Raw genomic sequence first — 19,615 nt, forward strand, 5'->3', positions numbered from 1 at the left:
ACCCAGCCCCTCCCCTACGCCAAAGGAACCTGGGGGCCCGACGAAGCCACCACCCTCGTTCCCGGCGGCTGGCACGAAATCTCCACCACCTTCGACTGATGCGCACGGGCCCGGATATGGGCCCGCGGGTGGCGACAACGACAATGCAGAAAAGCCGCTAGACCGCCTCCCTCACCCGCGCCCAGTCAAACGCCGTGGCACCGTTCACCCCGACCAGCCAAGCAGCACCCGAGATGTTGCCGTTCTCCCGATCCAGCGCCTCGAAGAACCTCGGCCACGGATCCAGACGATCAAAAGACTGTGAACCGGGACGGGATCGCTAGGCGGGCGCCCGATGGGGCGACCGTGAGCGCCGGTCTGCGGCGGACCCCGTACTGGCTCGAACCGGCGCTACGTCTAACGCATGCTATGTGGGGGGCACGGACGCCGGAGCTTCCAGATCTGGTCATCGCTGCTGGGACGGCCGGTCAGGCGTGCCAGCGGCGGTCCCGGTGCGGTCAGGTGTTTGCGGGCGATGTTGACGAACTCGCGGCGCTTGACCTCGATCCCTTCCCGCAGCGTGAACCAATCGGCATCAGAGGTCCAGCCGCGGGCCACCTGGAGGCCGACCGGCCAGAACGCCGCATCAATCTCCTGGGCCGCCGCTACCACCACCTCATGGTCCGCGATCAAGGCCACATGACCAAAGCCGCGTTCCACGGTCGCCAGTCAAGTGGCGTTGGGATACACACGCCCTCTTCTGCCAGAGATATGCGCTGACCGTTCAGTCTTCCCAACTCCACGAGCACGTTAGAAGACTCGCGCAGAACCAGAGCGCAGACCTCTGCTCGCCGGTCACGTGACCATTGCCGCTGCTGCAGACGATGGCTCAACGCACCACCCACGAACACACCGACCAGCGTGGTGAGCACGGCGCCGACGGTAGTGAGGAAGAGGCTCACGTCCAGGAGTGTGGGCGCGTCCCGTGGCTCGTTCTGCCGACCAGGCCACAGAGTCGGAGGCCGAGAGAAACCCGCAACACCGCGACAGCAGACTCGGCCCCTGGCGCGCTATCGCGGGCCTGGCATGTTTGCTCGTTGGCTGCTCGGCGGCTTCGAAACAGACTGACACGCAGCGGGATGTGGCGGCATGGAAATAGTTGCTGGAGGCGGACAGAGCGGTACAGGCTGACACTAAGAGCACTGGTCTGATGAGAGCTCCGGACTTTTTAATCCGTAGGTTGTGGGTTCGAGTCCCACGCAACCCACCACCTGTGACCAGGCCAAACGAAGAAAATGCCCGGTTTGCCGGGTGCCCGGCGTGCCCGCTTCGTCCCCGCGGTTGCTCGATGCCTGCTCGGCGGCTCGATCCGGGCTCGAGATGACCCCGACCGGTCCGGTCTTCGGCCATCGGCTTCACTGGCCCTGGTAGCACGTCCGAGCGTCCCTGCACTGGTCCTCAGTCCCAGAATTGCGGACCAGGCCATCGGGGGCCGCTCGACGGCTCAGGTGGCCAGTCATTGGAGGGACTCCAGCGACGTCGTACCTGAGCACGATGCGCCGTCCGCGAGGCGCCGGCCCGCTCGGCCTGCTCGCCGTCATCGGTAGCGCCGTAGCCCCGTTTGGCGCGCCAGTAAGGCCGTCGGCGACATCCGGGACCGCAGCGGTCAGGCAGACCAGATGCCATAAGGCACGGTGCATGGCCGGGGCGGCGACCTCGGCGATCACGATGGCCGTGTGCGAGTGGTCGCGCAGCACGGGCTCGTCCTGACCGTCCAAGAGGTCCCGAACAGCTCGCACCTAGGCGCGCTGCCCGGCCGGGCCGGACGCCCACCAGCGACCAGGGTGCACTTGCCGAAAACTACGTCCGCGCAGGTCAAGCGACACGTTCGTCCTCGTTGAGTATTCCGCCCAGACGTTGCCTTCTTCGGATGTCCAGGTGGACGACCTGGTCTGGTTCGGTGATCGGTGGAGGCAGCGGCTTCAACGGACGTGCGTCGGTGATGCCTTGGTGCGGACGGTGTGTGCGTTGTAGAAGGTCTCGTACTCGCGGAGGGCGCGGAGCAGGTGGCGCTGGTTCCAGATCAGCGTGCGGTCCAGCAGTTCACGGCGGCTGGTCTGCGCCCACCGCTCCATCACCGCGTTCATCCTGGGTCCAGGTTCCGCGCCGCCTGCGTCACCCACGCTGCGGTCGGGTGAGCGGTGGCGCCCAAGGCCCGGACACGGCGGGCGTGGTGCTCGATGAGCGCCAGCACGTACATGCGGGCGCCGGTGAGGGTAACGGTCTCCAGGAAGTCACAAGCCAGCAGCCCCTCGGCCTGCGACCGCAGGAACCCGGCCCAGGTGGTGACGGAATGCTCGGGCGCCGGGTCGATGCCGGCGTTCTTGAGGATCTCCCAGACGGTGAGGCGGCCACCTTGAGGCCGAGTACCAGTACTTCGCCGTGCACCCGCCGGTAGCCCAACTCGGGTTTTTCCGCACCAGCCGAAGGACGAGAGCCCGGTGGAGCGGACGGTGGGCGGTCGGCCCGGCCGCTTGGGTCTGGAGCGAGCGGCGTGCCGACCTGCGATCAGGCCCTGGTGCCAGCGCAGTACCGTTTCCGGCCTTACGAGCAGCCGCATCCGCCGCAATACGCTACGAGGCAACCGGTGAAGCAGTGCCGCGAGCAGCGCTCGATCCGGACCGGCGAACCGCACCCATTGCGCCGTCCAATTGGCGCTCCAGCACCGTGATCTGATACCGCAGCACCAAAATCTCAGCGTCCTTCTCCCGATCGGTCATCGGAAGCAGACGCAGCACCGCGAACGCGTTCGCCGCGGTCATGTAGGCCAGTGGCAACAGCACAACCGTCCAAGCACAGGGCTCTGGACGCCGGGTGGAGCTTCTGCGGTGGTGTGGACGGTTAGCCTTCAGTCGGAAGGCGATGGGACGTTGTCGGTGAAGTTGCCAGGTCATCGGCAAGGGCGTTCAGGGCGGCCGGTTCGATGATCGCCAGCGCGGTGGCGGAAATCTGCCACGGGGCGATGCGCAGCGCTAGTGCGATCATGCGTCGGGCCATGTCTGGTCGGGCGGATGCGGCCAAGGCAGATAGTGTTTTGGCTTGCTTGGTCGGATCGACGATTGCCAGGGCGATCTCTTCGGCCTGGTCTGGCTGATCGGCTCTCGCATGAGCTTTCGCCAGTTCCGTCAGGCGTTCGTCTCGTTCCCTCGATGAGGGGATGGAAAGGGCGAGTTCGTCGGCGCTGTCCAGATCTCCGAGCGTGGTGAAGGCCTCGGCTAGAACAGCGGACCGTTCCTCCGGGGGATAGATGGAGCGGCTGACGGTCTCGGCTTCAGCGACGAGTCCGCTGGCCCGCTGCGGGTCGGCAGCCGCCAGATAGATCAGCGCTTTTACGCGCTGGCGTGGGAATTCGCTCGAAATGCTGTGAGCGAGAGCGTCGGCTCGGTCCAGATCATCGGTGGTGGCCAGTGCCTGTGTCACGTCAAGCAGAGCATAGGAGCGATGGTGGTCGTCGGTGATGGTGCGGGCGACGGCGGCGGCCCGATCCAAGTCGGCGAGAGCGACGAGTACGCCCACCAGTTCCGACAACGCCCAGTCGTGCCGATATTTGTCGGCGATTGCAGGGATCATGCCCTCGAGTCGAAGGGCCAGTTGGCGTGCTGTCTTCGGGGCGTGACCCGAAAGCGCCGTCGCCAGAGCCGCGAGCGTCCGGTAGTCGGTGATGGCGCGGGCGTGCTTCGCGGCACGATCCTCATCGCCGACGGCGATCGCTGCTTTCGCCAGCTGATCCAACACCGCGTCCCGGCGAGAGGTGGGAAGGGAGGAAGCGATCTGTTCGGCTTGGTCCCATTCCCCGGCCGCGGTCAGCGCTCCGGCAACTCGCGCCAGTGCCTCCATGCGTGTGTCCGAGTCGGTGATGGTGCGGGCCAGGCAATCGGCGGCGGCGGCTGTGACGCGGGCTCGTTGGAGCTCCCCAGTGCTCGCCAGTATCCGAGCCAGACTCGCGAGTTCCCCCGCCTCTTTCCCGGCTGGCGGGGGGAGAGAGCCGGCGAGGCGTTCGACCATTGCGACGACTCTGCCAGCCCGCTCGACTTCCCCGGCCTCAGTGAGGACCGTTGACAGTCTGATCAAGTCCGATATCGGTTCGGCCGGTTCGGTGGTTCCGCGGATCAGAGTCTCGGCCTGCGTGGCGATCTCACGGGCTTGCTCGGGCTTTCCTGTCTTCACCAAGGCCCTCGCTGTTTTCGCCAGCCCCTCGCCTTGTGTCTGTGCAGGTTCAATGGATCGGGCGAGACGTTCAGCGCGTCCAAGGTCCCCGGCGTGCACGGAGGCCTCCACCAGGCTGAGCAACTCGTGTGGCTGTTCGCTATCGTCGAGGCAGCGGACCAGGACCTCGGCCTTGTCCAGGTCACCGGTCCGGACGATCCAGCGCACCAGGTTGCCCGGTCCCGGCAACCGTTCGACCCATTCTGCCAAGGTGAAGCCAAGGCCCACGGTCTGGCGAGCTCTGCCCAGAGCCCGCTCCAATTCTCCTGCTGCCGCCAATTGCTGGGCTAACTCCATGAGCAGGTTCTCTTGCGCACCGGGCTCGTCGAGGGAGTCGACGATAGACTCGATCGCCTCGATGAGCTCATCCATCCGCTCGTTGTCCCCGGCCACCGCCAATGCTCCCGCCAGGCTGGCCAGCCACATCGCCCGGTCGTATGGATCGCGAGCCGAGTTCGCCTGATTTTCGACCCGCTGCAGTTCCCCCGCGGAGGCGAGCGCCTCCACCAGACGAGACGTCGCGTATTTGTGGTCAAAGCCGTCCATCGTGTCGATAAGTGCTTCGGCTCGCCGCAGTTCTCCGGCCGTGATCAGTGCGTCCGTAACGAGCTCCAGTGCGCGGGTTCGTGGTTCAGCCCTGCTGATGGTGCGGGCGAGGGTCTCGGCTCGTGGAAGGTCACCATCGGCGACCAGCGCCTCCACGATGTGCGTCAATGCCTCTGAGCGGTCATGGCCGTTCTCAAGAGTGTTGGCCAGACGCTCAGCCCGGTCCAAGTCGGCGAAGGCGAGTGTTCTTACAATCTGCACCAGTGCCTGCGCACGCTCGTCATCGTTATCGATGGTGCGGGCGAGGGTTTCAGCATGCCCCGGGTCACCGCTGTCGGCAAACGCCGTAGCGACATGACGCAGCGCCATTGCCCGCTGCCGCGGTCTGGTGATGGTGCGGGCAAGCGCCTCGGCCCGGCGCAAGTCGCCGCCGGCGGCCAGCGCCTCCACGATGTGCACCAGCGCCATCGCGCTGGTGAACGCATCACTGATGCTACGGGCGAGCACCTCGGCCCTGTCCGCATGGCCAGCCTTCACCATCGCCACCAGAACTGGACTCCGATTTCCGGTAAGGGATTCACAGATGGTCGCCGCCCGGTCGATGTCACCTGCAGCCACCGCCGCTTGCGCTACCTGGATCAGCGATTTCTGGCGGGACCAGCCGAGGATTCCCTGCACCAGTTTCAGGGAGCGGCCGAAATCGCCGGCGGCCGCGCTGGCCTTGGCCAGCTGAGCGATCGCGTCATCGCGCTGAAAACCCGGGCTGATGGCATCGGCCAGCGCCGTGGCTCGGCCTAGATCGCCGCGGTCGATGAGCTCCTCGATCAGCATGGCCAAGGCCCGATCACGCCGCGCCGGCTCGGGTAGGGAAAGGGCGAGGTCCTCAGCGCGCGCGACGCTCCCCAACGCCGCCCATACGGTGGGCAGGTCCACCGGGACCTGCGTGTTGCGCCGGTGAAGCCGATCCCGGGCGGCCGCCAGCCGCAACAGCCCGGTCAGGTCCGGGCGAGGCGGGCGTCCCAGGATCCGTTGGACAGTGGTGATTTCGGTAAGGCCGGTGTAGTCGCTTCCGGTGGCCTCGAGCATCTGGTCGTGGCGTTTTCGGTCCAGGCAGCACGCCATCATGCGCGGCAGGTCTCCCGCCGCTGCGAGCGAGGGAAAGTAGCCGTGCAGGAGGTACTCAGGAGTGCCACGTGGCCAACCACGATCGCGGTAATCGTCGGCCCATTCGTGCAGACGCCGCCAGCAGCCGTCCAGTCGGGCCTGGCCGAGCCGCTGGGTGGCCATGATCTGGAGGTCTTCGTGCGCGAGAAGATAGACCGGCGGATCGACGCCAGGTGCCAAGCGGCTGGCCCGACAGGCGAACGCTCGCCCCGGCAGCATGGACAGATGGTCATCGACTTCCGGCACGGTCAGCCCGGTCAAATCCGCCAGATCCGCACCCGACAGGCCACCGCCGGCCGCCGTGACCAGCCCAAAGAGCGCCTGCCCGACTGTGTCGTCGAGCAGGCGCCGCAGGTCCCGAATCGCCGCGTCCTTGATCACTTTCGCTTGGGGCGAAGGAGCGAGTGCACGGACGGTGCGCGGGTCTCGAAGTGAGTGGTCCTCGCTGACATCATGAGGGAGCGGCGGATGGGGCCGCCCAGCCACTACGACGCGGACGCCCTCGGGAAGCGCGGTCGGCAGCAGGGCCGCGATACTGTGCGTGTCCGAGGCGGCCGCCACTCCTTGATCCTCATCCAGCCCGTCCACCACCAGTACCAGCAGTTGCCCCTTGGCCCGGCATACGAGGCTGGCACGCTCCAGCAGGCCGAGCAGGTGCATCTCGATGTTGCTCTCGGTCACAAAGGCTGGGATCGGCTCCTCGGCGACCTCCGCAAGCTGCTCCAGGACCACGTCCACGAACGCCGACCGGGTGCCCTGCCCGGCGAGCCGGGAGGTGATGAAAAATGACACCACCTGCACCCCGGGCGGAGGATGCAGCACGAACCATGCCAGCAACGCCGACTTGCCCGCCCACGCGGGCGCCTGCCACCACATCCAGTCAAGACCACGCTCACGGGTACAGAAGGCTGCCAGCTCGGCCAGCTCCGCTTTCCGGCCCACCAGGTCACCGGGGAAGACGCGCCGTACCTGGTGCAGGTAGGCCGATCGGGCCATCGACACCACCCGACCTTCACGCTGCTGATGATGCTGGTGCAGGTCTCCGGCCACCTGGTAGATCCGAGCGGAATCGGCAGCAGTGGCATCTTGGGTCACCCGACGACGCGGCGATCGGCGCCTGCCGGTCATGACGTGCTCTGGGAACCAGGTAGGCCCTGATCTCCTCCGACCTGGGTGATCTTTCCTTCGCCGGTCGCTTTGGCGTCTTGCGCCAGACGGCAAGGAATTTCATCGGTTCCCTCGCCGCTCGCCTGCCCGGTAGGGGGAACCTGGTGCCCTCCAATCTGGGTCACTTCGCCCCGGCCGGACGCGGTGGCGCGCTGCGACACCCGCCGCGCCCCGACCGGCGTCCCGAACACCCCGAACGCCGTCATGGCCAGGCCGACCAGAGCGACCAGCGCACCGATGACACTGGCCAACTTGTCGGCCTCGTCCAATCCCACCTGCGTGAAGTAGACACCCAGCCCCGATACCGCCGCAGCCGTAGTCCCGGCTCCGCCCCAAACCCATGCGCGCTGCGCCATAGCCCACCATTATCGGCGACCAGCCTGGGGAGTGCCCAGCGATTCCCCTTGGCCCAGCACACCCTCGGGAAGGTGGCCGGTTCCGGCCTGCCATCGCTGCCGTTGTCGTCGGGATGAGCATCCCAAGGTGTGGGCCGTTTGCTGTCATTCCCTCCCGCGGGTTTGCAAGGCGCACCACCGGTTTCCTGCACGGCAGCAAATCCTCCCTAGACCTGCATTGAGGTCCGGTAATGACGGTGCAATCGACCTTGTAGGCGGACCGTAGACGGGCGTCTTCGGCTATGCGCCAACCGGAATGCGGTGGGGCACGCCGAGCGGTGAATGTGTAGGCCATGTGCCGTCGGTGCGTGTCGCCCCTCGGATACAACTCACGTTCAGATGCTAGGCCTCTGGCCTGGTGTTTTTGCCTTTTCTTGACATGGGGTCGGACCTACCGACCGACAAAAGCGCAGGTCAGCGCCATGGGGTTCATGTCCCTGGTTCTCCCCGATTTGTACACATCTTGGCGTAGCGCCTCTCGGTCGAGTGGTACTGGCGATCGGGGCCCCAACTGCGGACGGCACCGGCACTGTGTGGCGGAGGCGCTGGTGACTGGGGCGGACTGCGGTGTTCCGCTCACTCACTGCTTCCTCTCAGCCGATCGTCAGCCGGTACAAGCCGTGGAACCGTGAGCCGCCAGCCGCCTCGGCTATCGCGCTTCGATCCGGTCGATGCCGGCGCCCGTAGGGGTGGGGTCTTATCCCGGCACCCAGACGCCCAAAGTGCAGCCGCTTCCGGACGCCTTTCCGGTGAACACGACAAGGACACGGCCGAGTGGACGCCGCCGCTGGGCTTGGTTTTCGCTGCACGTACGCCCAGTCGTGGTTCGATGTGAAGTACCGCTGCGACCGCCGACGAGGCGGAGAAGGTGGCGTTGACGCGGCTGCTCGACATCTGCGGACTGGTGCGGGTGAGCGGAGGGCGGCCGGACGGGCACTGGTCACTGTCGATCCGGGCGTGCCCGGTCGCGTGCGGACACGCGCGTCCTCGTCCCGGGGTGCTCGAGTCTGGCCGCTGGCCAAGCGCGGCATCGGGTTCGACTTGCCCCTTCTCCAAGGCCAGCCGCCCGCCTGTCCTAGGTCACCCCGGCTGCCCCCGCCCGCTTCTTGATCCCTGCCCGGAGCGACAAGTAGCAGGATCCAGAGTCGCCCATCTCAACATCGTCTCCGATTGCTACCGATCCGTCACCGACGAGGACGTATGGCGCGCTGGCGGCAATAGCCACTGCCCAGATCTTTGGTCGAATCAGGCTTCGAAGCCGGGATTCGCTGCGCCGCTGCGTCGTGGTCGTCCACTGGAACGGCGACGCCCTCTCACTCAACCTGGCGCGCAAGCGTGCGGAAACCTGAAGCGGGAATTTCGTCAAGGGTTCCGGACAGTGCCATGCTCAGCCACTCCGGCAACGACAGGTTCAAGGGGAACAAGGCCTCATCGTGACCGGCATCGAGGGATTCGGGTCGCGGGTATGGGCCCATTGGATCCCAGACCCAGATGGAGTCCCGGTCGTCGCGGCAGTCAACGAGCAACCAGACGGCGCTTCCCCAGTCGCACAACCAGACCATGCCGTTGGGAACCAACTGGTTCTCACCGGAGCTGAACAGTTCGTACTGGCTCACTATGTCGGCCCAATGGTCGGGGGCGAGCGTTCCGGGCACGCCGAGTACGCCGTCTCCGGGCCCGAAGCCACCGTTCGCCACCTCAAGGTAGAGGCGGCGAAGCAGCACGGGCAGGTGATGGCCGATCTTTTGTTCGGCATCGGCGACCGCAGACGCCGAGGCGGGCGGTGGCAGGGAGCCCTGCTTGGCGGCGGCCGCCATTATTTCGGTGTCGTCCCGCCGGTCGACAACGTCGATGGACGGGAGACCGCCGGGTTCGTCAGGCACCCGGCGCCGTTCGGCGATGGCCTGGAGGCTGGACGTCTCGAAGGCTTTCTCGAGGGTGCCGTTAAGTGACTCGATGACCCATTCTTTGAATTTCATGTTCTGCGGGAAGAGGCGGGCAAAGTCGGCATCCTCCGGTCCGTTGGGGTCCCATCCCCACATTGGACCGGATGGATCGCGGCAGTCGACGACGGACCAGATTCCGCAGCCCCAGTCGAACAGCCACAGCAATCCCGGATGCGTTCCATCCTCGTTGAACGCTTCGCGAACCTCGGTGATGTCGGCCCAGTCGGGGTGGTGCTCGTAGTCGCTGCCAGCCAGACCGAGAATCCCTTCCCGGGGACCGAAGCCGCCGTTCGCACCCTCGAGGTAGAGCCTGCGCAGCAGCGGCGGCAGGGGGTAACCGACCGCTCGCTCAGTCTCGGCGACCGCCTCGGGCGACGCCGGTGGCAGCAAGCCGGGCAAGCGCTGGATCTTCTCGACGATCTCGTCCTCGGTCACGGGTCCGTCCTCAGGTTGGGTGCATAGGTGGTCGACCTGGGAGGGGTTGCGCTCCGATCCCCTCCCCGGCGCTAAGGCGGTCGACCAGGCTACCGGCGGCTGCCTCTGAAACCGCCGCCGCTTCCGCGGCCGCCAGATCCCCGAGAGAACATGCCTCCCCAGTAGCTGCGGGCTGTAACCCAGGTAGCCGTTCTCCCGCTCAGCCCGAACGCCGATCGGAGGTTCTTGAGCAGTTGTCCGGTGACCTGGGTTCCCTCGACCATTCCGTTCGATCCCATCTTCACGCTCTTGGCCGGATCGCCGATGAACTTGTTGATGTTGCCCTCGCACTGCCGTGAGCAGATCCGGCTGGTCGTGAACGCGGTGTGAACGCTGATGATACGACCGCCCAGATCCTTGATCTGCTGAGCAACGTTGGCTCGGAAATTCGCCGCTGCTTGCTCCGCATGCCCGGCGGTGCTGCCCGACGGTGCTCCCGGTGCTTTGTAGATCGTCACGCCGTACCTGGTCAGATCTCTCTCCAAGTCCTTCGGCAGACCAGACTGGCTCGTGAACGCGACCACCCGGGGAACCGGGCCGTCGGAGGTCTGCACGGTGACGCGGGACAGCAGGACGGTGAAGTTGCCACGTTGTGCGCCTGACATCTTCTGCAGGTGGGCGGCGAGTGTGGAGAGGCTGGCGCCGAGGATGAAGCCAGCGGCCTGATTCACCTGTTCTGGACTAGTCCCCGGTGGGGGGTTGGATAGGTCGGGGTTGTTGAGCTTCTCGACGCCGCCGGGATTGGGCAATCCCTCCCGTGCGCGTTCGGCGTAGTACACCTGCCTGCCGCGCTCATGGCAGGCGCGCGACGCCGCATCGTCGGTCGGGGCGCAGCCGTGCGGGTCGTGCCCGTCCAGTTCGATGAGGTTGATCGGGTTGCCGCCTGCGAAGGCGTACCGGTTGCTGGTCCACGGATCGGTTCCCAGGTCCAGGTCGTCCAGGGCCCCGGTGTACATGTCCCGCGTAAGGAACCGGTTCAGGCCGGGGTCGTAGTCGCGGAACCCCATGTCGTAATCGCGAGACGCGGAGTCCCAGCGCTTGGCGTTGAACCTGTAGGGGTTGTAGGGCTCCTTGGTCGGGTTCTGGGGGTCGGGTTTGTCGATGCCTGTGGTTTCAGCGTCCTCGCCCGAGCCGTAGGCGGTGTAGCCGTAGGTGGCCTTGGTCCCGCCGGCCGGATCGGTGAGGGTCTCGACATCGCCGTGAGCGTTGTAGCCGTAGTAGCCGTCCTCGCCCGTGCCGGAGCCATGTTTTACCTGGGACAGCCGCTCACCCCACGGGCTGTGCTGGTAGGACTTGGTGATCTCGCCGGCGGATTCCTCGGTGAGGACCTCGGCCGACAGCCCGAGGTAGTGGTAAGTGGTGGTCTTCTCGTTGGCTCCGCCGACCCCGGTGGTCTTGGAACTGGTGCGGTCTAGCGGGTCGTAGGTGTAGCGGGTGGTGGACAGGCCGCCCGTCCCGCCCTGCGACTGCTTTTCGATGATGCGGTCGAAACCGTCGTACTTGTTGCGTTCGATGACCTGCCCGGCGGCGGTGACGGTGTTGACCCTGCCGAACGGGTCGTAGTTGTAGGTGCCGACGACCCCGCCGGAAGCCGAGGTGAGCAGCCGGTTCCGGTCATAGCTGTACGTCGTCGTGACGTCCTTGACCGTCTGCTCGATGACGTTGTTGTTCGCGTCATGGACATAGGTCTCGGTACCCGCGCCCGCGCCGGTCTTGACCACTCGGGCTACCCGGTCACGCGGGTCGTAGGTGTAGTCGGCGGTCGTCGTGAGGTACGAGCCGGGGGCGTCGGCATTCAGTTTCCGGCCTACGTCCCGGCTGCGCTGCCCGTTGGGGTCGTAGTCCAGGGTGTGCTCGGAAACGACGGTGCCGTCGGCCTTCTTCTCGGTCTGCTGCCGGACGAGACCGTCGAGGTGGTAGCCGAAGTCGACGGTGTTGCCGTTGCCCTTGACCTGGTGTAGTCGCTGGCCGCGGGCCGTGTAGGTGAACGTCGTCAGCTTCGGGGTGGGGTCGGACTCCGAATCCGCGTGGCTGATCCTCGCCGGCAGGTCGCGGACGTCGTACTCGAAGCTCGCGTACTCCCGGTCATGCTTCTGCGTCTTGGGCTGGCCGTTCTCGTCGTAGGTGAACGACGTGGCGTTCTTCAGGACGCCGTTGAGCCTCTCTTCGACCTTGGCGACCTGGTTCAGACTGGTGTAGGTGACCGCGTAGTTGTCGATCTTCGCGCCGGGGCCCGAGTCGGTGATCGAGATGAGATTGGCGTTCGGGTCGTAGCGGTACTCGAATTGCTTTCGCTCGGTGTCGGCGTCGCCGCTGTTGTCGCGGACGAGCTTCACCGAGTCGGCGACCACGGTCGTCCCGGCGGTGGCCTTGTCCGTCAGGACGACCTGGTGCGTACCGCTCTCGTCGAACTGGTAGCGACCGAGGCTGACCCACTGTCCGGGCGCCGACGTCTGGTCGATGGTCTTTACGGCGGTTCCGGCCTTGTGGTCGATCCTGAACTCGGCGTCGGGGGCCGCGCCAGCCATGTCCGGGTAGCGGACGAAGACCTCGTAGTCGCCGGACTGGGGGATGTTCAGCCCCCATTGGAAGCGGCCGGAGCCATCCCCCGCAGGCTTGGTGTGGAAGCTCGGTCCGTAGAGTCCTTCGCCTTGGGTGGAGGCTGTCCACGTGCCCGCTATGCGAGCGTTGTTGAAGTCGGAGTTGTCGACCAGGACGGAGTGTCCTCCTACCGGCACACCGTCGTCGGTCCGTGTCCTGGGCTTTCCGTCCGGGAAATAGGTCCAGCTCATCGTGCGGCCGGGCGACCCGCCGGCGCCGGTGAGGGTGTTCTTCGTCTGCTGGCCGAGCGCGTCGTACTCGTAGGAGGTCGTGATGTCCCACGGGTCTCGCGAGGTCTTGATCCAGCCGTTGTCGAAGTGGGTGTAGGCGGTGTCGTTGCGCACCGTCTCACCGCTGGAGGGCGGGGAGCTGACCTTGGTCAGGTTGCCGACCGCATCGTAGGTGCGGATGGTCCGGTCGGGACGGTTGTAACGCGGGTCGTCCGCGTCGTAGCCATAGATCTCTTCCTTGACTCGGCCCAGTTCGTCATAGACGATCTGCTGCACGAAGTCGTCGGGGTCATCGGCGGTCGCGACACCCCGGGGTGTGATGATCTTGGTGCGCTTGCCGACCTGGTCGTACTCGTAGCGGGTCGTGCGGTAGACGACGTTGTCGCCGTCCTTCCGGTGCGGAATCCTGACCTCTGCCGGGTTCCCGCGGGCATTCAGCGTGACGAGCGTGACATTGCCGTCCTCATCCGTCGTGCTCTTGGCCAGGCCGTCACGGTCATAGCCGGTTTGGCGACTCCCACCGGCCGCGTTGGTGGTGGCCGTCACCCGGTGCGCCAGGTCGTAGGTGTACTTCGTGGTGTAGTCGCCCGTGGCCGGAGTGGCGTTCTTACGTGGGTCCACAAGGGTGGTCACGTTTCCCGCATCGTCGTAGACGTAGGAGAGCTTGTGACCTTTGGCGTTAACGACCGAGGTGAGGCTCTCGATCTCGTCGTAGCCGTACGTCGTGGTGTAGTCCCCCGGCTCGTCCGTCAGGTTTCCCTTGGGCTCGGTCTCGGAGGTGAGGTTGCCGTTCTTGTCATAGGCGTAGGTGGTCCTACGCTCGGGGTCGCCCGGCTCGTCCTCCGGTTCGACCACATCGGTGACCTGGTCAACGGCGTCGTAGGTCGCCGTTGCGGCGGCCCCGTTGGGTGCGTACTGCCGCAGGACGTTGTCGTTGGGGTCGTAGAGCGGCGCCGCCGTGACGATGTACTCGCCCGCCGCCTGGTCCTTGGGGGATCTGTTCTCAAGCGAGCGGCTGAACTCGTCGTATCCCTGTGTCGTCGTCTTCCCGCGGGCGTCTGTGAGTTTGGTGACGTTGCCCCTCATGTCGTACTCGAAGGCAGTGACGTTGCCGAGGGGGTCCGTCATCTTCTGCGGGTAGCCGGACGCACCGAATTCGGAGTGCCTGGTGGTGTGGCCGTTGGCATCGGTGGCCGTCTCGAGCTGGCCCCACGTGTCGTAGGTGTAGGTGGCGGTGTAGTCGCCGTCCGTCGCAGTGGCATTGCCGATGGGATCGGTGACCGTGCTCAGGTTCCCCTCAGCGGAATAGGAGAAGGTCCAAAGCCGTCCCTCGGGACTTTTCTTGGCGATGAGGTCGGCGATATGGCCACTGAGGCCGGTTTGGTAGGTGAGGGTGGTGCCGTCCCAGCCGTTCTTGACCGCTTCGGCGTCTTTGGTTTCGGTGGGGTAGCCGGTGTTGGGATCGTATTTCCAGGTGGAGACGGCAGGGGTGGCTCCGGTGGTGGCGGGTGGTTCCTCAAGGCGGGTGACGTTGTTGTCGTCGTCCCAGCCGAGTTTGGTGGTCTGCTGTTTGGCGTTGGTGGTTTGGATGGGGCGGCCTTTGCCGTCCATCACGTAGCTGCTGGTGTGGTTTTCGGCGTCGGTGACGGCGGTGCGGATCTGCTGGCCGGTGGTTCCGTCGGGGTCGGTGTAGGCGTAGGCGGTGGGGTGGCCGAGGCGGTCGGTAATGGTCTTGAGTGACCATTTGATTTGGGGTCGTCTTGAGGGGTGTCGTAGTAGGCCAGGTCGGTGGCGTGGCCGCGGGGGTCGGTGACCTTGACGAGTTTGACGTTCTTGTTGCCCTGGGTGGCGTCGTAGCGGAACCCGAACACCTTGGGCTGGGACGACCCGGCGCCGTCGATGAGTTCGCCAAGCAGGCCTTTGTCGGTGTAGGTGAGGGTGAGGGTGCGGCCCGAGATGTCTTTGATCGACTTGACGTGGTCGATGATGTGGGGGTTGGTCAGGCCGGTGCCGGTCTTCTTCTCCCAGGTGGTGTCATCGATGTAGGAGTAGTCCTGGCCTTTGGCCCAGTAGTCGATGGTGAGGGTCTGCCGGCCGGTGGGGTCGGTGATGTATCGCAGGAACTTGGTCGGCTTGTTCTGCGATTTGCGGACTTCGTAGGTGAAGTCCATCCGGTTGCCGTTGTTGTCCTCAATTGAGGACAGGTAGCCGGTGCAGTCGAAGAAGAACTGGGTGCGGTCGGGGCGGGTCATCACCCAGGCGCGGGACAGTTCGTCCTTGGGTTTGCATTCGGCAAGGCGTTGCAGGTAATAGTGCACACCGGCCGGGGCGCTGTATTCGTCGTCGGCGGGGTCGCTGTTGTCTTTGTCGTCGAGGGTGAAGGTGTGGGTGGTGCCGTCGCCGTCGGTGAGGGAGACGGTGCGTCCGTGGGTGTTGGGGTGCGGGTCGATCGGGGACCGAGCCGCATGAGCGAGGATGCCTGGATGGACCAGCCGTAGCCGGCGACGGTGTCGGAGGTGTCCTTGGAGTTGTAGGCCAGGCGCAGGAAGGTGGCCAACCCGCGGGAAGGGTTGGTGAAAGCGTTGTACTGCCAGACCGCGTTCCCGGCGTGGAGGTTGTTCATGACCGTGGAGCCGGCACCGGTGTTCTTTCCGGTGTAGGCGTAGAACTTCTCCAGGCCGACCTGGTCGGAGGTGGATTCCTCGACGGCCAGGCTCTGCTTGAGCGCGCCGACTTTGTTGACAGGGGCCGCGCGGGTCCCGGCCCTGGCCCCGGCGGTGGTGGTGCCGTCCGAGAGCCAGGTGCTGGTGGTCTTGTTCCACAGGTCCCATTCCAGGACGTGGTCGACGCGTTTGTTGCCTTCGGTGGACGACGGCGGGGCCTTGACCTGGGCCTGGACGGTGACGGTGTCGCCGGGCACCAGGTTCTTAGGCAACGCGGTGTGCAACTGGGTGACGGTCACCGGGGACCCGTCCGGGCGGCTCCACCGGTACGACAGCACCCAGTCGGCCAGGTTCCAGGTCTCGGTGGTGGTGTTGGTGAGGGTGACCTCGATGGTCTGGGTGGAGTCGGACGCCACTGCGGCGGGCGTCGCCGGGACGTAGTAGGTGTTCTCCGGCGTGGTCTCCAGGTAGGTGACCACCAGTTGGGGGCGCAGCTGGGGTTCGTGACCCTCGCTGGAGACGAAGATCGCGCGCTCGGCCGGGGTGGTCTCGTTGGCGAGTTTGACGACGGCGCCCTTGTTGGACGCGGGATCGGCGACCCATCTCTGCGCGAGCGAGGTCGCGTTGAGGACGCGTTGTTGCGGGTCGTTGCTCCAGTCCCCGCCGGTCCCGGCGGCGGTGGCGTCCATGTCGCCGCCGGGCGTGGTCCAGGCGGTGGCGGCGTCGGCCTTGTTCCAGGTCGCGGACGTTTCGTTGAAGCCGCGGGTCAGACCGCGCAGCTCGTAGGTGGCGGCCCCGCCCGGGTCGACGCCCGCGCTCCACAGCCGCAGCTGCGCGTCCAGCACCCTGGCGGTGGAGGGGATGTCGGACAGGTCGGGGAACTTCAACACCGCGCGTGCCCTGCCGTAGGTGCCGCTGTTGTTGCCGGCCATCAGCCACGGCTCACCGGCCAGCACGTCCTGGTTCTCGTCCGGCCGAGAGGCGCTGAGGGTGGTGTCGGTGACGCCGGACTGGTAGATCCGGTAGGCCCGTCCGGCCTTGGGCAGGCGCGCGAGCTGGGTCGGGCCGGGGGTGATCTTCCCGTCACGTGTCTTGACGGCGACCATGTAGTAGTAGGAGTTGCCGAACGGGTCGGTGCTGTCGGCCGGGGTCGGGCGCGCGGTGGTGTCGGTGTAGGACCGGGTGCCGGACGGCACCGGAGCGATCAGGGTGGCCTGCGACGGGGTGAAGGTCTGCCATACCGAGCGGTGCACCTGGTACTCGACGATGTCGTCGTCACCGGAGGTGGACGGGTCGTTGTAGGCGGGCCAGGTCAGCTCGGCGCCGGTGGCGTGGATGGTGGTCGGCGGGGCGACCTCGACACCGGGACGGCCGTAGGTGACCGTCAACTTGGGGTAGGTCGCGGTCTCGCCGTTGTAGTAGAACAGGCTGCCCTCGTACCGCGGGCCGCCCTGGCCGAGGGTGTTCTCGTCGCGGGCCTTGACCACGAACCCGTGGTTGGGCTGGGAGCCGTCCAGCCAGTGCTGCACGGTGTCGCGGACCGAGAACGAATGCCAGCGGGACGCGCCATCGTTGGCCGGCCGAACGGCGGTGCCTTCTTTGAACAACCGGACCGCGTCGGCGATGACGGCCTTGCCCGCCACGTCCCCGAGGGTGACCTTGCCGGTCGTGCCCGCGGTGAACGGATGGCTGCCCAGCGTCTTCCACACGCCCTTGGTCTCGGACGCGTGGTACTGGCTGACCGGGTAGGTCTGGGTGCCGCCGTTGTAGGTGACGGTGTAGGGGGCGTTGGTGGCGCGGTCCGCCGCCTCCACGTAGTGGGCTTCGACGCGGTAGGTGCCGCTCTCGGTCAGCGTGGGCACCCAGGTGTACTTGTCCCCGGCGGCCGCGTCGTTGTTGTAGGCATAGTCGTGGTTGACCGCGACCTGGGTGGTGGTCGGGTTGCCCGAGTACGGCCAGGACCCTGTCGCGGCGGTCTTGCCCGGGTCACCGTCGTCGACCTGCTCGGTGTTGCCGCTCAGCTCACCAACGATCCCGTTGGCGTTGTTCCAAGTCGCGGTCGTCTCGTCCCACGCCTGCGTAGCACGCCGCGCCTCCAGGGTGACCGGGTTGGCGCTGCCGGTGTGGTTCTGGTCGTAGTACATCTGCAGCTGCGCCGAATCGATCCTGGTCCCGGCGGGGATTTCGCCGAGCGGGAACTTCAGCAGCGCGCGGGACTTACCGGAGTTGGTCGTGCCGACCGACAGGCGCCAGTTGTCGTCGTAGTTCTGGTCCGGGCCGTCGGAGGAGATCATGGTGTCCTGCGACTGCGTCGGTGTCGGCGCGATCTTGATGGTCGGGTCGATCACCACCGGGTACTTGCGCTTGGCGTCGTTCAGCCAGGTCTTGTCCGCTTGGACGGTGATATGCAGCAGACCGGTCTTGGCGTCCCAGCGCATCGACTGGCTGACCTTCGGGGACCACGCCGTCCCGTAGGGGGACGAGGCTTCCGGCGCCGAGTCGTACATGAACGGCTTGGGCATCACGAAGACCGGACGGCCGTCGAAGTCGCCCTTGTAGAACGCGATCGCTCCGTCCGGACGCTGCCACGCCCGCACCCCGTCCGGCTTCACCGTGAAGGCGTAGCTGCCGTTGCTGGACGGCGCGGCTAGGACGATCTTTTCCTTTAACGCGTCCTGGACGATCTCATACGACAGGTCCGCGCCGCCGCCGAGCAGATCCCGGTAGGTGACGGCATTGCCATCGGCCTTCGGCTTGGACGGCTTGGTCTGCGGAGTGCCAAGCGTGAGGCTCGCCCCGTCGAGGTCAAAAGTGACCAGCTCATCTGGGCGAGTGCCGAAGAAGCTGTGGAAGGTGTTGGTCTGGTTGCCGTAGACGAAACCCTTGCGGTCGGTGGGTTCGACCCGTGGGTCGATGTCGTGCCAGTCGCCGTCCTTGCCGCGGTAGTGCAACGGGACCGCCGACAGTTCCTTCTGCAGCCGTCCGTCCGACAGCTCGAACACCTTGGCGTTCGCCGTCCGGCGGCCCGTCAGCTCCTTGACCCGTTTGGCCGGTGCCGCCTTCGCGCTGGAGGGCATCGGGTCGTTGCGCGGTACGCCTTCGGCCGCGAGCTTGCGCGACTTGGGCTCGTCATCACCGAAAAGACCCTTGAACCGATCCCAGGCGTTGCGTTTGCTCTCCGGTTTCCACCCGTCCCCCGGATCGGACGCCTCGGCACCGGCCTGGCGCTGCTCGGCTCTGGCCGGCGGTGCCAGCGCCAGCGCCAGAACCACGACCATGATTCCTGCCACCAGCCAGCGAAACCTGCTCACCTTAAGGTCCCTTCTCACCCAGCCGCCGAGCAGAACATTCGACAGCCGCCATCCGGAGAAACGCACAGCAAGGCAGATCTCCGGGCAGCACGAACACCCGCACGAAGACCTTGGGTTCAGACACGAAGGCAACGGCGCAACGGCGGCGCAGCTGCAACAAGAAGACGTCAGAATCGCGGCTTAACAGGTAATCAGGAACTGTCGGGGGAACTCATCCAACCTCCAATGCAGCACTGAAGGACGCGCTCCCCCCCGGGGCACATCACAACGCCACCGATAGCAACGACTCCCGGTGGGACGACGCACGGCCGGATAATCTCTGTCAACCCCTGTCACCAGGGGATGCCGACATCGGTCGCCGTGATCGCACGATCGTCTGCATAGGTAAGCGGCACCACACAGGTGAACGTCACATCGATCCTGAAAGATTTCCTGAGCAGCGCGCTGACGTGCCAAGACGGAGCAGGCCATGACCGGCGGCCGCAACCGAGATCACTTGGACCGGTCCTCCACAGCCAAACCGGCCGGACAATCGGGCCAATCCGGCAATAGATCAAAGTGAGGTCCCGTGTTAAAACTGGTCGTACCTGATTACCGGACAGGCCAGCTTTTCGATTCATGGAAAGTGGGCCATCGAATGACGGCCCGTTGCCCGGCTCCACGGGAGGACACAAGAGTGAGGTCTCATCGGCCGGCCCGTGGCCACGACGCACACCAATCTCTCGTCGGCGCACCGGTCGCCGTCGTCCTCTGTCAGGAGAACCCCAACGTCAGCAGATCCTCCGAACCCGGTGACGCCCTCGGCGCCACCGTCGGCCTGGGCTCCACGTCCTACGCCGGGTGGGCGCCCACCCCTTGACCTGTCTCTTATAA

The 19,615-nt window shown here is 65.9% G+C and carries 10 protein-coding genes; all 10 read right to left on the reverse strand.

Features of this window, described 5'->3' with window-relative positions; genetic code table 11:
- Positions 1–396: 396 nt before the first annotated feature.
- The 10 genes from E1287_RS34905 to E1287_RS34945 all read right to left on the reverse strand — a co-directional run bounded on the left by E1287_RS34905 (position 397) and on the right by E1287_RS34945 (position 18,742).
- On the reverse strand, positions 397–699 hold the full coding sequence (locus E1287_RS34905; protein ID WP_131969553.1) for a hypothetical protein: 303 nt from the start codon (positions 697–699) through the stop codon (positions 397–399).
- A 1,262-nt stretch (positions 700–1,961) separates the two neighbouring features.
- Positions 1,962–2,126, reverse strand: a complete 165-nt coding sequence (locus E1287_RS45110; protein WP_207934645.1) for a hypothetical protein — start codon at positions 2,124–2,126, stop codon at positions 1,962–1,964.
- Positions 2,123–2,599: a hypothetical protein gene (locus E1287_RS45115; RefSeq protein ID WP_207934646.1), complete on the reverse strand. Its 477-nt coding sequence runs from the start codon at positions 2,597–2,599 to the stop codon at positions 2,123–2,125. Before E1287_RS45115 ends, E1287_RS45110 begins: the two co-directional genes overlap by 4 nt.
- Before the next feature lie 13 nt (positions 2,600–2,612).
- Entirely contained in the window at positions 2,613–2,801 is a 189-nt protein-coding gene (locus E1287_RS34915; RefSeq protein ID WP_207934647.1) for a hypothetical protein, read from the reverse strand.
- Positions 2,802–2,880: 79 nt separating this feature from the next.
- Complete coding sequence (locus E1287_RS34920) at positions 2,881–7,005, reverse strand: hypothetical protein (protein WP_131969554.1); 4,125 nt, start codon at positions 7,003–7,005, stop codon at positions 2,881–2,883.
- A 74-nt stretch (positions 7,006–7,079) separates the two neighbouring features.
- Positions 7,080–7,478, reverse strand: coding sequence for a hypothetical protein (locus tag E1287_RS34925; RefSeq protein WP_131969555.1), 399 nt, complete (start codon positions 7,476–7,478; stop codon positions 7,080–7,082).
- 1,352 nt (positions 7,479–8,830) lie between these two features.
- The gene (locus tag E1287_RS34930) at positions 8,831–9,898 is read right to left on the reverse strand and encodes an SMI1/KNR4 family protein (RefSeq protein ID WP_131969556.1); all 1,068 of its coding nucleotides are present in this window, start codon (positions 9,896–9,898) and stop codon (positions 8,831–8,833) included.
- A gap of 89 nt (positions 9,899–9,987) precedes the next feature.
- Complete coding sequence (locus E1287_RS34935) at positions 9,988–14,379, reverse strand: RHS repeat-associated core domain-containing protein (protein WP_131969557.1); 4,392 nt, start codon at positions 14,377–14,379, stop codon at positions 9,988–9,990.
- On the reverse strand, positions 14,379–15,086 hold the full coding sequence (locus tag E1287_RS34940) for a hypothetical protein (RefSeq protein WP_131969558.1): 708 nt from the start codon (positions 15,084–15,086) through the stop codon (positions 14,379–14,381). Before E1287_RS34940 ends, E1287_RS34935 begins: the two co-directional genes overlap by 1 nt.
- Entirely contained in the window at positions 15,020–18,742 is a 3,723-nt protein-coding gene (locus E1287_RS34945) for a DNRLRE domain-containing protein (RefSeq protein WP_131969559.1), read from the reverse strand. The genes E1287_RS34940 and E1287_RS34945 overlap by 67 nt, the downstream gene beginning before the upstream one ends.
- Positions 18,743–19,615 lie beyond the last annotated feature (873 nt).

Origin of the sequence: Actinomadura sp. KC06 (assembly GCF_004348735.1) — a bacterium.
GTDB lineage: Bacteria > Actinomycetota > Actinomycetes > Streptosporangiales > Streptosporangiaceae > Spirillospora.

What these genes read in the sequence shown, in the direction of transcription:
- E1287_RS34935 (WP_131969557.1), bottom strand. Translation starts at nt 14,379, where the DNA reads ATGGACGGCAAAGGCCGCCCCATCCAAACCACCAACGCCAAACAGCAG.
- E1287_RS34925 (WP_131969555.1), bottom strand. Translation starts at nt 7,478, where the DNA reads ATGGCGCAGCGCGCATGGGTTTGGGGCGGAGCCGGGACTACGGCTGCG.
- E1287_RS34915 (WP_207934647.1), bottom strand. Translation starts at nt 2,801, where the DNA reads ATGACCGCGGCGAACGCGTTCGCGGTGCTGCGTCTGCTTCCGATGACC.
- E1287_RS45115 (WP_207934646.1), bottom strand. Translation starts at nt 2,599, where the DNA reads ATGCGGCTGCTCGTAAGGCCGGAAACGGTACTGCGCTGGCACCAGGGC.
- E1287_RS45110 (WP_207934645.1), bottom strand. Translation starts at nt 2,126, where the DNA reads ATGAACGCGGTGATGGAGCGGTGGGCGCAGACCAGCCGCCGTGAACTG.